This window comes from Paenibacillus sp. FSL H7-0943, from assembly GCF_037963265.1.
In the GTDB taxonomy this organism is placed as follows: Bacteria; Bacillota; Bacilli; order Paenibacillales; family Paenibacillaceae; genus Paenibacillus_AQ; species Paenibacillus_AQ odorifer.
Map to the genome: position 1 here is coordinate 6587887 of NZ_CP150148.1, position 14923 is coordinate 6602809.

At 48.3% G+C, this 14923-nt stretch carries 11 protein-coding genes; 3 read left to right on the plus strand and 8 right to left on the minus strand.

Annotated features, from left to right (window positions below; all coding sequences use genetic code 11):
- Window positions 1-2: 2 nt before the first annotated feature.
- Window positions 3-1292, minus strand: coding sequence for an NAD-dependent dihydropyrimidine dehydrogenase subunit PreA (gene preA, locus NSQ55_RS28840; RefSeq protein WP_076099706.1), 1290 nt, complete (start codon window positions 1290-1292; stop codon window positions 3-5).
- Between the two features lie 44 nt (window positions 1293-1336).
- Window positions 1337-2728: an NAD(P)-dependent oxidoreductase gene (locus tag NSQ55_RS28845; RefSeq protein WP_076179221.1), complete on the minus strand. Its 1392-nt coding sequence runs from the start codon at window positions 2726-2728 to the stop codon at window positions 1337-1339.
- Window positions 2729-3046: 318 nt separating this feature from the next.
- On the opposite strand from NSQ55_RS28845, the gene NSQ55_RS28850 reads away from it, so the two are divergent.
- Window positions 3047-4735 (plus strand): PucR family transcriptional regulator, encoded by a 1689-nt coding sequence (locus NSQ55_RS28850; RefSeq protein ID WP_076124031.1) that lies wholly within the window; start codon window positions 3047-3049, stop codon window positions 4733-4735.
- On the opposite strand, the gene NSQ55_RS28855 is transcribed toward NSQ55_RS28850, so the two are convergent.
- From NSQ55_RS28855 to NSQ55_RS28880, 6 genes are all read right to left on the minus strand, one after another.
- Entirely contained in the window at window positions 4710-6068 is a 1359-nt protein-coding gene (locus tag NSQ55_RS28855; RefSeq protein ID WP_339170350.1) for an aspartate aminotransferase family protein, read from the minus strand. The two genes, NSQ55_RS28850 and NSQ55_RS28855, sit on opposite strands and share 26 nt — an antisense overlap.
- Window positions 6069-6099: 31 nt before the next feature.
- Window positions 6100-7563, minus strand: a complete 1464-nt coding sequence (locus NSQ55_RS28860) for a CoA-acylating methylmalonate-semialdehyde dehydrogenase (protein ID WP_339170353.1) — start codon at window positions 7561-7563, stop codon at window positions 6100-6102.
- 104 nt (window positions 7564-7667) lie between these two features.
- A complete protein-coding gene (locus tag NSQ55_RS28865) occupies window positions 7668-8768 on the minus strand; it encodes an ABC transporter substrate-binding protein (protein WP_076181976.1) in 1101 nt (366 codons plus the stop codon).
- A 136-nt stretch (window positions 8769-8904) separates the two neighbouring features.
- The gene (locus NSQ55_RS28870; RefSeq protein ID WP_081391780.1) at window positions 8905-9822 is read right to left on the minus strand and encodes an ABC transporter permease; all 918 of its coding nucleotides are present in this window, start codon (window positions 9820-9822) and stop codon (window positions 8905-8907) included.
- Window positions 9822-10634, minus strand: coding sequence for an ABC transporter permease (locus NSQ55_RS28875; RefSeq protein ID WP_051491222.1), 813 nt, complete (start codon window positions 10632-10634; stop codon window positions 9822-9824). Before NSQ55_RS28875 ends, NSQ55_RS28870 begins: the two co-directional genes overlap by 1 nt.
- A 2-nt stretch (window positions 10635-10636) precedes the next feature.
- Window positions 10637-11419 carry an ABC transporter ATP-binding protein gene (locus NSQ55_RS28880; protein ID WP_339170359.1) on the minus strand — a complete coding sequence of 261 codons (783 nt, stop codon included), beginning with the start codon at window positions 11417-11419 and terminating at the stop codon, window positions 10637-10639.
- 281 nt (window positions 11420-11700) lie between these two features.
- Here NSQ55_RS28880 and NSQ55_RS28885 point away from each other — a divergent pair, with 281 nt between their 5' ends.
- Window positions 11701-13293, plus strand: coding sequence for a histidine kinase N-terminal 7TM domain-containing protein (locus NSQ55_RS28885; RefSeq protein ID WP_339170362.1), 1593 nt, complete (start codon window positions 11701-11703; stop codon window positions 13291-13293).
- Window positions 13294-13434: 141 nt separating this feature from the next.
- Window positions 13435-14907 (plus strand): alpha-amylase, encoded by a 1473-nt coding sequence (locus NSQ55_RS28890; RefSeq protein ID WP_076191713.1) that lies wholly within the window; start codon window positions 13435-13437, stop codon window positions 14905-14907.
- Window positions 14908-14923 lie beyond the last annotated feature (16 nt).

Here is a 14923-nt window from a genome sequence, read left to right on the forward strand (position 1 = left end):
CCTTAAACCACCTCCACTTCCGAATAGGTGCCATTCAAACTGCCGATCACTTTCTGCCGCTGATTCCAGGTCAGTGGAGCTGCCCCGGTATCCACTGGAACCATATCGATCGCGCCGTCTGCTGGACAGACAATAGAACAAAGATTACAACCTACACAATCTTCCTCGCGGACCTGTAGAATAGCTTTCCCATCTGCATTAGTTAACATATCAATACACTGATGTGAAGCATCTTCGCAGGCAATATGGCATTTATTACAGTTGATGCAGTTGTTCTCATTAATACGGGCAACAACCTTATAGTTGAGATCCAGATCACCCCAGTTCGAGTACCGGGATACCGATTTACCGATTAACTCTGTTACAGAAGCCAAACCTTTGTCATCCAAATAGTTGTTCAGGCCATCGATCATTTCCTCCACAATCCGGAAGCCATGATGCATGACCGCTGTACATACTTGAATGCCCGTAGCACCCATCAGCATGAATTCAACAACATCCTGCCAGGTGGAAATCCCTCCAATACCGGAGATAGGAATGCCTACTCCCCGGTCACGGGCACACTCGGCCACCATACTAAGCGCAATTGGTTTCACAGCCGGCCCGCAGTAACCGCCATGTGCACCCTGACCCCCAACATTCGGAATTGTGTTCCAGCTATGAATATCTACACCAGCAAGACTGTTGATCGTGTTGATCATACTAATCGCGTCTGCTCCACCCTTAACCGCATGGCGGGCAACGACGGTGATATCCGTAATATTAGGCGTCAGCTTCACAATCACCGGGGTCGTTGCAACTTCTTTTACCCAGGTGGTCTGTGCCTGCACCAGATCAGGCTGCTGCCCCGAAGCAGCGCCCATTCCACGCTCAGCCATCCCGTGCGGACAGCCAAAATTAAGTTCCAGGCCGTCTACACCCACATCCTCTACCCGCTTAACAATCTCATGCCATTTATGCTGCGTTGGTTCTACCATCAGGGAGGCTATAATCGCATGATTAGGGAATCTTTTTTTCGTTTCATAGATTTCCTTCAGATTAACTTCAAGCGGACGGTCGGTGATCAGTTCAATATTGTTAAAGCCCGCAACCCGTTGCCCATTGAAATTTACTGCCGCAAAACGCGATGAGGTATTAATGATCGGATCGCCGAGCGTCTTCCACACCGCACCGCCCCAACCTGCTTCAAAGGCCCGCTGCACTTGATAACCTGTATTCGTAGGCGGCGCGGAGGCCAGCCAGAACGGATTCGGTGATTTGATTCCTGCGAGATTAATACTTAAATCTGCCATGATGTTCCCTCCCTGTCATGTAAAATCCAATTTGATTTCTACGCTCAGCCCGCTGATCTAACAACGACCTCCTGCTGGCCTGAGAATTGTTTAACAATCGCATGGGCTGCATCTTTTCCCTGCTGTGCCGCTGACACAACCATGGCCTCACCCTTACCTGAACCAAAAATAATGTCCCCAGCGGCATAAATCTGCGGATCGGAGGTTTGGCAGGTGACCTCATCCACCTTAACAACCCCACGGTCATGCATAAGACCTAAGGAATCTATTAGATCCAGACGACGCTTTTGACCAATAGCTATTACAACCGCATCTACAGGAATCAAGAACTCAGAACCCTCGATCGGCATAGGTATTGGACGCCCATCTTTGCCCAGCTCCTCCGTCAGCTTCATCTGCACACATTCCAGTGCGGTTACATTCCCAAGCTCGTCACCCACGATACGTTTCGGTAAGGTAAGCCAGCTGAACTCCACACCTTCCTGCTTCGCGAATTCATATTCAAAGTCATATGCCGTCATCTCTTCGCGGGTCCGGCGGTAGACCATTTTCACATTGGTGGCTCCCAGCCGCACTGAGCAAGTCGCTGCATCAATAGCCGTATTCCCTGCCCCAATGACAGCGACCCGCTGACCCATCAGCTCTAGCAGAGGAATGCCCGTCTTAGTAGATTCTACAAGCGCAATAGCGTCATAAACTCCAGCCATTTTTTCACCTTCAATCCCTATTGGAGGCACATATCCCATACCCGCTGCCAAAACGATAGCATCATAATTCGACTTCAGCTCATCTACAGAAACATCCACTCCGACTTTTACACCTGTACGTATTTCCACACCCAGCTTCTCTACCTGCTCTACTTCCCAAAGAGATACAGACTGCGGGAGCCGAAACGATACAATCCCATGTGTATCCAGCCCACCCGCTAACGCCTTTGCTTCGTAGATCACAACAGCAAAACCTTCACGGGCGAGCTCCCTAGCCGCAGACAATCCCGCAGGACCACCACCAATTACGGCTACCTTTTTCCCATTAGGGGTGCCAGCCTTAAATAATTGAACTCCGCTGTTCATCGCCCAATCTGTCGCATAACGCTGCAGCAGTCCGATTTGGATCGGCGCCGAGGCATCATTTAACACACAGGCTCCTTCACACAGCTCATCTGTAGGACAAACACGAGCACAACTGGCACCCACAGGATTGGAATCCATAATCGTCTGTGCCGAGCCTTTCAAATTGTCAGTAGCGATCCGTTTGATAAAGGAGGGAATATTAATGCTGGTCGGACATGCTTTTATACATGGGGCATCGTAGCAATATAGACAGCGATTAGACTCATCCAGGGCACCTTTATGGGTCAGAGGCGGCTCAGCCTCGGCGAAATTGCGCATGAACATATCAGGTGTAAATGCTGTTAACGGAGATGAATGCTCCATCACTAGTCCCTCCTTATGGGTAATTTTTCATATTTGTGTTATATAATATAACATTATTTCAAGTTTTGTCTGAATATTTTGCTTACATCTTTAATTTATTATAGTAATATAAGCATTAACAGAAATTATCTCTCAACGTTCTTCCTGATTAGGTTATATATACTGACATTCGTTAATCAAACTATAGTCATTTCGAATTTTCGTTGCATTAGACACTTTGTCTAATTTCAAAACTGTATTTTTTACGTGTGAGAATAGGCTGAGAATAACAAGGCGTTAGCCGAAGGCCAGAGCGCAGAAGATCGAGGGGGAGTACCTATGGATTGGGAGCTTGTATTAACCATTCGTGACGCTTTAAAAAGACCACTATTCGCAGAAGCCGAGGTGATCGGCGGGAAAAGCGGCCTAAGCCGTGCCATTCGCTGGGTGCATGTACTGGAAAGTGCCAACTTCGAGACTCTGATTCATGGCGAAGAAATGATTTTGACTACGGGGATTGGTGCAAGTGTCGATCTCCCTTCCTCCTTGGAGTTTATGCAGAACCTGATCGACAAAAATGCAGCTTGCCTATGTATTGAGTTAGGTACGTATTTCAGTACCATCCCGCAAGAGATGATCGACTTAGCCGACAGGCATGACTTTCCGCTAATCATTTTCACCCGCACGGTTCGTTTCGTAGATATCACGTTGGATCTTCACTCGATTATCATCAACCGGCATCACCGGATGCTCCAAGAACTTGAAAAAATCTCACGTGAATTCCACCGCCTGACCTTAACTTCACAAGGAACGCTGAAAGTGCTGCAATTATTGTGCAAAAGTACCCGCACACAAATTGTCTATATGCAGCTGCAAGGCAAACCCTTATTTTTTCCGGCACTTCCGCCGGAAGAGCAGGCTCCATTGCTGAATTTTTTCACCGCCTTCGGCGACGAGCTGGAAGGAATTCAACCTGACGCCGCCCCCTATATCCGGGAATATGGACAGAAGACCATCGCGCTCAAGCCTGTAGGTGCGCTGGATCAGACCTGGGCTTACATTCTGATGGTATGCAATCACAAACCACAGGAGTTCGACTGTCTGCTGTTGGATTCCGCCTCTTTGTCCATTGCACAAGAGCTGCTGCGGACGCGGTATATGGAGGAGCGTAAGCTTTTTTCAGAAAATCTATGGGTCGACGAGCTGATCAATGGCCGCATCGAAGATGATAACCGCTTAAAGGGCCTGATCGGCTCTAATTTCAACGTAGTCAACGAGCTCCCTTACCGTGTATGCCTTATAGAGATCAAGAACCCCAGAGATGTAAAATGGAACAGCTCAGAGAACGAATGGGAGTCCATCACCTTCCACCTTTCGCTCATCCTGCGTTCCATCTTTGAGAAATATTCTTTACGTCCACTGATCACCCTTAAGAACAATCGCCTCACCGTCATCGCCCTTGACATCCAATCGAAAATGCCTGGAAAAATGCGACTTCAACAAGCACTTGAAGCCCTGCAGAACATCCGCTCCGATGAGAAGCTCAAGGATTTGCAGCTCGTCATTGGAGTCAGCAAATCGCATAAGCGCCTAAAACGAGCCTATTCCGGTTATCAGGAAGCCCTACAGGCATTGTCGTTATACTCCTGTTACCAGAAGTCACTACTCTTCTATGAAGAGCTGGGTGTATTCCAGCTGCTGTTGAGCTTAAATGACGGAAAAACGTTGCAGAACTTCATTCGCAGTTATCTCGGCCCGCTAATCGACCACGACCAAACCAAAGGCAGCGAGCTGCTGCTTACCCTTCGTGTTTATCTGGATCATGATGGTTCCAAACAAATTGCCGCTCGAAACCTATTCATTGTCAGACAGTCCCTTTATTATCGCCTGGACAAAATAACAGAGCTACTGGGTGAAGACTTCATGCAGCCAGAGAATCGGATCTCCATTCAAGTCGCCCTGCGCGCTTACCAATTTCTATATCCAGACAAAATCACTTTACCTAGCCCCCGTTCAGCACAGATTTAAAGGTATCGATAATAAATTCTATATCTTCATCCGTGGAGGATAACGGCGGGGCGAAGGTAAGCACGTTGTTGAACCCAGCTACGGTATCGCCATTTTTACCGATGATAAGCCCCTTGGACTTACATTCGGCAATAATCCCCTTCACAATATTCAGATCAACCGGTTTCTTACTGACCTTGTCTTCAACCAGCTCAATCCCTGTCACCAAACCAAAGCTGCGGACATCACCTACAAGCTTGTGATCAAGCAGCTCAGTAAATTCTGTATTTATTCTTTTACCTAAAAGATCCGCACGTTCCACCAGCTTCTCCTGCTCGATAATCTCCAGATTACGCAGCGCCAGCGCACAGGAAGCAGGGTTACCACCAAAAGTATTCACATGGCGAAAATGCCCATAGTCATCGCTATTGTCCTTAAATACCTCATAGATATCCTTACGAACAGCAGTGGCAGATAGAGGAAGATAAGCGCTAGTCAGTCCCTTAGCCATCGTTACGATGTCAGGCTTCACATTAAAGTTGTGATGACCAAGCTTACGTCCAGAACGTCCGAATCCACAAATCACCTCATCCATAATGAGCAACACACCGTGCTTACGGCAGATTTCCTGCACCCGATCCAAATAAACCTGATGCGGTACAATGACGCCACCACCCGTAATTACAGGCTCCATAATCACCGCAGCTACCGTCTCCACGCCTTCCCAGATGATCATATCCTCTATGGACTGTGCACACTGGAGATTGAATTCTTCCACAGTCATCCCAGCCGGGCGGCGATAGCTGTCCGGGGGAGCTACATGCAGAAAACCGCCCGCCAACGGTTCATATTTATATTTGCGCTGGGCCTGGCCCGTTGCAGATAATGCCCCAAGTGAACTGCCATGGTACCCACGATAACGGGCAATGAATTTATGGCGATAATGCTGGCCGATTTGCTGCTGGTACTGGCGGGCCATTTTGAAAGCAGCCTCATTGGCTTCCGATCCACTATTGGAAAAAAAGATCACATAATCGTCTCCGAGCCACTCATTCAGCTTCTCCGCCAGCGCAATCGCCGGGAGATGACTTTGTGTCAGAGGAAAATATGGCAGGGTCAGCAATTGATTGTAAGCAGCTTCCGCCAGCTCCTTGCGCCCGTATCCCACATTTACACACCACAGGCCAGACATCCCGTCCAAAAATCGATTGCCCTGTATATCTGTAATCCACGACCCACTTGCCGAGGCGGCAATCATAGGCGGGTTCTTTTCACTATAAGGTGTAATGTTGTGCCATAAATATTCCTGATCCTTCTTCACCGCAAGCTCACTATCGTTCCCCAGAATCTGCATAACATTTTCTCCTCTCAGCAGCTCATTTTCTCTAATAACGGGCAGTGATCATCTTTTTACGCGTATAGAACTCCACCCCATCACGGCCATTGGCATGCAGGTCTCCATAGAACGATTTCTTATAACCCGAGAAGGGGAAAAATGCCATGGGGGCAGGCACACCCAGATTCACACCCAACATCCCTGCATCAATTTCTTCCCGAAATTCACGGATCGCCTTTGCGCTATCTGTATAAATGCACGCCCCATTCGCGAATGGGGACTGATTCGTTACCGCAATCGCTTCACTCAGACTTTTCACACGAATCACAGACAATACCGGCGCAAAAATTTCATCCTTCCAGAGGGTCATTCCCGGCTGTACATGATCAAATATCGTCGGCCCGATAAAATAACCCGCACCCCCCGTAGCCGCATCCTTCCGCCCATCTCTCACAAGCTTGGCTGCCTCAGCTTCACCAGTCTCAATGTAATAAAGAGTCCGCTCCTTATTCGACTGACGAATTACCGGACCCAAAAACACCCCATCATCCGCGCCATTACCAATTTTAAGCTCATCCGCAGCCGCAGCCAGACGGTTCACTAGCTCGTCAGCGATATCCTCATGAACCACTACGACCGAGCAAGCCATACACCGCTCACCTGCCGAGCCAAAGGAAGCCGCAATGATATTTTTGACCGCATTGTCCAGCTCCGCATCAGGCAGCACAATCGAGTGATTCTTGGCTCCAGCTAGCGCCTGCACCCGTTTTCCCTGCGCTGTCCCTGTCTTATATACATATTCCGCAACCGGCTGCGAACCGACGAACGAAATCGCCTTCACTTCATCATGCTCCAGCATCCCATTCACAACCTCGTGCGCCCCATGTATCACATTCAGTACACCTGGAGGAAAGCCCGCTTCGGCAAATAACTCTGCCAATCGATTAACCAGCAGCGGCGTCCGTTCAGAAGGCTTCAGCACAAAGGTATTTCCACAAGCGATGGCAAGCGGAAACATCCAACAAGGAACCATCATCGGAAAATTAAACGGGGCAATCCCCCCGATAACCCCCAATGGATAACGGTACATCCCGGATTCAATTCCGGTAGCAATGTCCGGAAGCTGGCTGCCCATCATCAACGTGGGGATGCCTGCGGCAAATTCCACACACTCAATTCCACGCTGCACCTCACCTTGCGCCTCTTCCAGACTTTTGCCATTCTCCAGCGTAATCAGCTCGGCCAGCTCATGCCAATGCTTTACCAGCAGCTGTTGATATTGAAAAAAATAGCGGGCACGACGCGGCACAGCGACCCTTTTCCACGCTTGAAATGCCGCCGCAGCCGCTTCTACCGCCGCACCCAGCTCTTCCTTACTAGAAATGGGCACATAAGCAATCACTTCACCCGTCGCCGGATTATAAACCTCTTCATCTCGCCCGGACGACGATTCTACCCAAGCTCCATTCACATAATTCTTAACTCTTTCAGCCTGCGTTACTAGGAGAGACATAGCTCGCACCCCTTTCTCTGTTTCAGTTGCACTGATGGACTGCTGATTATAATAGATGACCGCCAGATCAGGCGGCCATCCACTATAACATTAAGCTCAGTTAGTTATTTTGCCGCCATTTCTACGATTTCGTTCGTATAAGCCTCATCTACCTTAACCGGTTCTTTAATGACACCAAATTTAAGCGAAATATCAGCGGTTTGCTGGAACGCCGCCGCATCGGTATATCCCATCTTGGCACTGTCAAAGCCTTCAGGCAGAATCAGCTTGGCAACCTCAGTCATCATTGTCAGCTGATGTTCCTTCGTCGTACTGCCGTCTTCCGCTTGTTTCATCACACTGTCCACGGCAGCTGCAGGATCAGCAATTGCATCTTTCCAGCCCTTCAGGGAGGCACGCACAAACTTTGCCGCAGTCTCTTTGTTCTCCGCAAGCCATTCCTTATTCGCGAACAAGTTATCCTCAAGCATTGCAACGCCTTCTGTATTCATGTCAATGACATTCAGATCCTCAGCCTTAATGCCTGACTCCAACACCACTTGGTACTCGTTATAAGTCATCGCTGAGGCCGCATCGATCTGATCGCCCAAGAACTGATCCATCGTGAACCCTTGCTTCGTAAAGCTTAGATCCTTATTCGGATCGAACTTATATTTATCGAATAACGCTAATAGTTCAAATTCGTTGCCACCCATCCAGTTGCCGACTTTTTTACCCTTAAGATCAGCGGCTGAATTAATGCCAGCAGTTTTTTTGGAGACCAGGACCAATCCGCTCTTTTGATAGATTTGCGCGATCTGCACCAGCGGCATTCCCTCTTCAAGACTCGGCAGCAAGCTGGCTACCCAACCCACACCGATATCTGCGGAGCCACCTGCCACTTGCTGTTCCGGAACGATATCAGGCCCACCTGGCAGAATTTCTACATCCAAGCCTTCTTCCTTGTAATATCCTTTATCCTGCGCCACAAAATACCCAGCGAATTGCGCCTGCGGCACCCATTTCAGCTGTAGCTTCACTGTAACTGGATCAGCAGCCGGTTCAGTAGCAGCACTTGCTTCAGGAGCTGCTGAAGCTTCAGGGGCAGTCGTAGCTTCAGCTGCCGAGTTATTATTGTTGCCACCGCAACCCGCCATTAAAGAAACACTCAACATCATCACGATTGCCAACAAACCACCACGAAATTTGCGTTTTTTCCCGTTCATCAATCGAACTCCCCCTATCGTAATTTAAGTTTGTAACAAGCACAGTATGGACAATCATCGTGGTGCGTTTATGCATACAGCCGTGGGCGGTTTCTCTTTTCCATTCCCACTATGGCCGGATGTAATGAGGGTAAGATTAAGTACGCTGCGAAGGATGCCACTTAATGAATACTTTCTCCAGCCGCTCAACCACTAAATAGAAGAGCACGCCTGCAATCGCAGCCAACACAATACAGGACCAACCCAGTGGCATTTTGGCAACTTTAATGGAATTGGAGAGCAGATATCCAAGCCCTTTTGAGGAGAAAAAGAATTCCCCAACAATGGCACCAATCATACTGGCAGTAGCATTAATCTTGAGTGCTGTAAATACATAGGGCAGACTGCTCTGAATCCGCAGATAACGGAATACCGCCGGTTTACCCGCCGCATAAGAATGCATCAGATCCAGCGCCAATGGATCAATCGCCGCCATACCTTTATAGGCGTTGATCGCCATCGCTGCCATTGTAGTTGCGGTTACTATGGCAATTCGTGAGCCTATCCCATCTCCAAACCACAGATTCATGATGGGCGCGAGGGCGACGATAGGCACAGCATTTAGGGCGGCAACCAGCGTCAAGCTTCCACTCCCCCAGCGCGGCCAAGCTGTCGCGACTAAAGCGATCAGGAAGCCGATAGCAGAACCAGCCAACATTCCCAGCACAGCTTCAGCAAGAGTGTATCCGGTATAGGACAGCAACAAGCTGAAATTATCTCGCATGGTTTCGGCGATGGCTGTAGGCAGCGGGAGTTGATATTTTTTCAGATCAAAGATCTTATGAAAAAATTGAAATTCCCATAGTGCAAGAAATAACAGACCTGCCAGTACAGGCAGCAGCACCCCTGCGCTAAATATCCTCTTCAGCATTCGTGAGCCGCCGCGACTCGCCGTAGCTTCCGCAGGTTTCGGAACGGCTACAGCATTCTTTGGTGTAGCCGTTAGCGCCGGCTGAGCCATTTCTTTACCAGTAGAGCCTATAAACGTGGTCTCCCGAACGGAGTTAGTTTCCATTAGCGGCTGCCTCCTTTCGGACGATATTCAGGCTGCCAAGGCGTTACCAGGCGTTCTATCAGACTGATTAACCAGTAGCTTACGATTCCCAGCAAGGCACCCACAATCACCGTAGACCAGAACATATAGGTGTGAGAGCTTCCATAATAGAGATTGCGCAGCATAATTACACCAATGCCATGCTGGGCACCCATAAGCTCCACCAGAATAGCTCCAGTCACAGCAAGTGGGGCAGCTATCTTAAGCCCACCGAACAAACCCGGCAAAGCCGCCGGGAATCTGAGTTTCCAATAGACCGCCCAAGGTTTCGCCGCGTAAGAATGCATCAATTCGAGCGCTGATGGATCTACACTCCGCAAGCCGCGCAGCATGTTCAGAGCCACGGGGAAAAAGGTGATATACCCCGAAATAATAATCCGCGAGGTCTGCTCATCGCGCACAATCCCGTAGATGATGGGTGCCAACCCCAGAATCGGAATCATCTGCGAGGCAATAGCATAAGGAAAAGTTAATTGCTCTATTGTCTTCGACAAACTCATCAGCACCGCCAATGAGGCACCAGCTACCGCTCCAATCAGGAAGCCAACACCAGCATTACCGAAGGTCGCAGCCCCTTCCTTCAAGAGCGTGCCTCCATACTGCCATAAGGTAGCTAACACCTCATGAACATATGGCAGCTTGGACTGTGCTAACGGCGTCTCCACCACATGGAGCAGCATCCAGGAAGTCCCTTCCCAGACTAGCAGCAGGCCAAAAATCCAGACGAACAACGGCAGCAGACGGCCTCGCACAAAGATACTGCCCCCTTTCATCACTACACCCCTTCGAAGCTGTCGCGAATACGTGCGATCAGTTCGAAAAACTCTGGGCTATTTCTCATTTCCGCCGTTCGCGGACGTGGCAGAGGAATTTCGACCACAGCGGACAAGCGACCTGGATGCGGGGAAAGAACAAACACCCGGTCAGAGAGGAATATAGATTCAGGAATACTATGAGTTACAAAAACAATCGTGTTCTGCACTTTACTCCAGACAGACAATAACTCTTCATTCAATCGCTCACGCGTAAATTCATCCAGTGCAGAGAACGGCTCATCCATGAGCAGAATTTCCGGCTCCATCGATAGTGCTCTGGCAATCGCTACACGCTGCTGCATCCCGCCGCTGAGCTGCCACGGATATTTATCCGCAAAGCTCTGCAGCCCCACCAGATCAAGAAGCTCCATCGCCTTTTCCTCACGGAATGACTTCTTTACCCCCATCAGCTCCAGTGGCAATGTGATGTTATGCTTCACTTTTCGCCAGTCGTATAACACTGGACTTTGAAAAACAATGCCATATTTTTGCGCCAGCCTGGCTTCTCTGGCACTTTTCCCAGCTACCACAATGTTCCCGCCTGTTGGTGCTATGAGATCGGCCATCAGTCTAAGCAGCGTCGTTTTGCCACATCCGGAAGGTCCGAGCAGGGAGACGAACTCCCCTTTTGCAATATCAAGACTCACCTGATGCAGGGCAAGCACTTCCGCAGCTTCTGTCCGATAACGCATTTCAACATTCTCCAGCTGAATCTCAGGAATATTTGTCGCTAGTGATGACATCCTCAGCCCCCCTTTTCAAAATAAGCCATGTTTATAATGTTATATAAACTGACGCTATTTAGATAAAATAAAGAAAAATTCTGTTGCATGTAGTATTAACTAACATGTTACACGCTGCTCACTGGACTCTCACTAGACAATTAGTAAAATAGCTCCTGTTAAATTGCGTCATTTTGTCTAGGAGACATTTTTTTGACCACAAACCCGAAGTATTTTTTTTATATCCGCAGATATGTGGTAATATTTATCCATATCTTTCCTCGGTAGGTGACAATAGACCCATGGGATCTATAATCTCGAATTATATTGTAATTGTTGCTATATCAGGTGTGCTGAGTGTCTTACTAGCCCTTTTCGCCTATTATAAAAAAACTGATTTCTTAGGAATCAGGGCTTTTGTTATAAGCTCCTTTACCTCTGCTATTTACACCTTCGGTTTCGCATTAGAATTATCGGGGAAAACTCTGGAGGAAATCAGCTTCTGGATTAAGTTAGAATATCTGGGGATGCCCTTTATTGCGCCGGCTAGTCTAATCATGGTGATCCATTTCGTTGGGCTGGAGACGCTGTTTAAAAAAGGCATACGGGCGGCGTTATTTATCATTCCATTCATTACAACGCTGCTGGTCTGGACCAATGATTACCATCATCTCTTCTATAAATCCATTTATTTACGGGAAAATACGCCCACCCCACTCGTTGATGTTGTGATGGGACCTTGGTATATCGTTCACGGCAGCTTTACTTTCGGCTGTCTGCTGGCAGCCATTTGCCTCATGATATGGCAGTGGAACCGGATGAAAAGGGTATACCGCAGGCAGATCATCACAATAATAATCGGGTTAAGCCTTCCAACCCTCGGCGCTTTTTTGTATCTGATAGGCTTGACTCCTTACGGAATGGATCCCGTCCCGATCATTATGAGCCTAACCTCCTCCCTATATATTTGGGCTATTTTATCCCGGGGCATGTTAACGGCTGCACCTATTGCTCGTGAGAATCTGTTCGAGAGCATGCGGGAGGGAGTGCTTGTCACCGACCGCTCGGACATGCTCGTCGATTACAATCGTGCAGCCGCGGATATGATAGAGGGGCTCAACTCCTCATCGATTGGCAAACCGCTAGCACAATTGTTTCTTAACGCAGGCAAAGATGCCTTGTCCTATGTGATGGATGCCGAGCCACTGTTGCGCGAAGAACGGGAAGTGGCTTGGAACAAAGCAGAGGAGATCTGCTATTATCAAATCCGCTCCTCTCCGGTACAGAAACAAGAAGGGCACATAGCAGGACAGATGATCATGCTGATTGACGTGACTGAACGAATACTGCTTCAGGAGAAGCTGCGTCAATTGGCTACGATGGACAGCCTAACGGGTATCTATAACCGCTCCTATTTTTTGGAGCTGAGTCAAGCATTGCTTGCCCGGGCTGCCAGCCTGCGAAGCTCATTATCTATGATTTTGCTGGATGTGGACTTCTTCAAGAGCATTAATGACCGCTATGGGCATCAATATGGAGATCAAGCTCTACAGCATATTGTCCAGGTGTGCAGCAGACATCTGCGGGAGGGAGATCTCTTTGGCCGTTATGGTGGTGAGGAATTTGTGATCTGTCTGCCAGAGACGTCACTGAAGCAAGCAGCATTGCTCTGCGAAACTATCCGCGCGGATATTGAACAAAGCACCTTATATACCGTCATCGGGCCCATTAATGTGACCGCAAGCTTTGGAGTTGTGGAGGCCCTAAATCCAGAGGTCACTCTAGAAGAACTGCTATCTGAAGCCGACCATGCTCTGTATAGCTCCAAACGGAATGGACGCAACGCTGTGCATCTCTCCCAAAGGTCAGAAATCATTCTTTTCAAGCCTGTTTAATGACAATCATGTCCCTTCCTGCGCATTCAACAACTGGCCTTATTTTTCATAGTCTGTTTTTAAGTTTAATAAGAGTTATCTGAAAAACTAATCAGAGTGTTGAGAGTAAAATTTGCTTGATGGGATATGGAGGCGTAAGAAATAATGAGGAACCATACAATGATGCAGTTTTTTGAATGGCATGTTGCTGCGGACGGGAAACACTGGGATCGCTTAAAAGAAACTGCACCCGCGCTAAAAGCCGTAGGCATTGATTCTGTTTGGGTACCTCCTGTGACAAAGGCCGTCTCCGCTGACGATACAGGCTATGGCGTGTATGATCTATACGATCTGGGCGAATATGACCAAAAAGGTACGGTACGCACCAAATATGGCACCAAACAAGCACTGATCAACGCAATTTCGGAATGTCAAAAGAATGGCATCGCCGTTTACGTTGATTTGGTGATGAATCATAAGGCTGGCGCGGATGAAAAGGAAGTATTCCAAGTCATCGAGGTCGACCCCAATGATCGGATGAAAGAAATTTCGAAACCTTTCGAGATTGAGGGCTGGACAAAATTCACCTTCCCTGGCCGCGGGAATGAACACTCTGCCTTTAAGTGGAATCACAATCATTTTAACGGCACTGACTTTGACGCCAAAGAAGAGCGAACCGGCGTATTCCGTATAGTAGGCGAGAATAAAGCGTGGAATCAGAATGTTGACGACGAGTTCGGAAACTATGATTATCTAATGTTCGCTAATATTGATTACAGCCATCCGGAAGTCAAAAAAGAAATGATCCAATGGGGAAAATGGCTGGTGGATACCCTCCACTGCAGCGGCTTCCGCTTGGACGCCATCAAACATATCAACCATGAGTTTGTTAAAGAATTCGCGGTAGAGATGTTTAATAAATGCGAGAAGGATTTCTATATCGTCGGTGAATTCTGGAATTCCGACTTAGAGTCCTGTCGACAATTTCTGAATACCGTCGATTATAAAATTGACCTCTTCGATGTATCCCTTCACTATAAGCTGCATTCAGCTTCTTTGGAGGGCAGAAACTATGATTTGACCAAAATTCTTGATGACACACTGGTGCAGACCCATCCCACCAATGCTGTAACCTTCGTTGACAATCATGATTCTCAGCCTCACGAAGCCCTGGAATCCTGGGTAGATGATTGGTTCAAGCAAAGTGCTTACGCGCTTATCCTGCTGCGACGGGATGGATATCCTGTGGTCTTTTACGGGGATTATTATGGGATCGAAGGACCAACACCTGTAGCAGGTAAAAAAGATGCGATTGACCCTCTGCTGTATACCCGCTATCACAAAGCTTATGGTGAACAGAAGGATTATTTCGATCATCCTAACACGATTGGCTGGACACGGCTCGGCGTGGAGGATATTGAACACTCCGGTTGTGCGGTTGTGATCAGTAATGGTGAGAATGGCCAGAAGAGAATGTTCGTAGGAGAACATCGCGCCGGTGAAGCATGGGTGGATTTCACCCATAACCATAAAGCCACCATAACCATTGAAAAAGATGGTTGGGCGACCTTCCCGGTCAATGGCGGCAGCGTCTCCGTCTGGGCTTTGCCAGATGCAGAAGCTGACAAGAAGTAAACCTGATTAAAAAGGT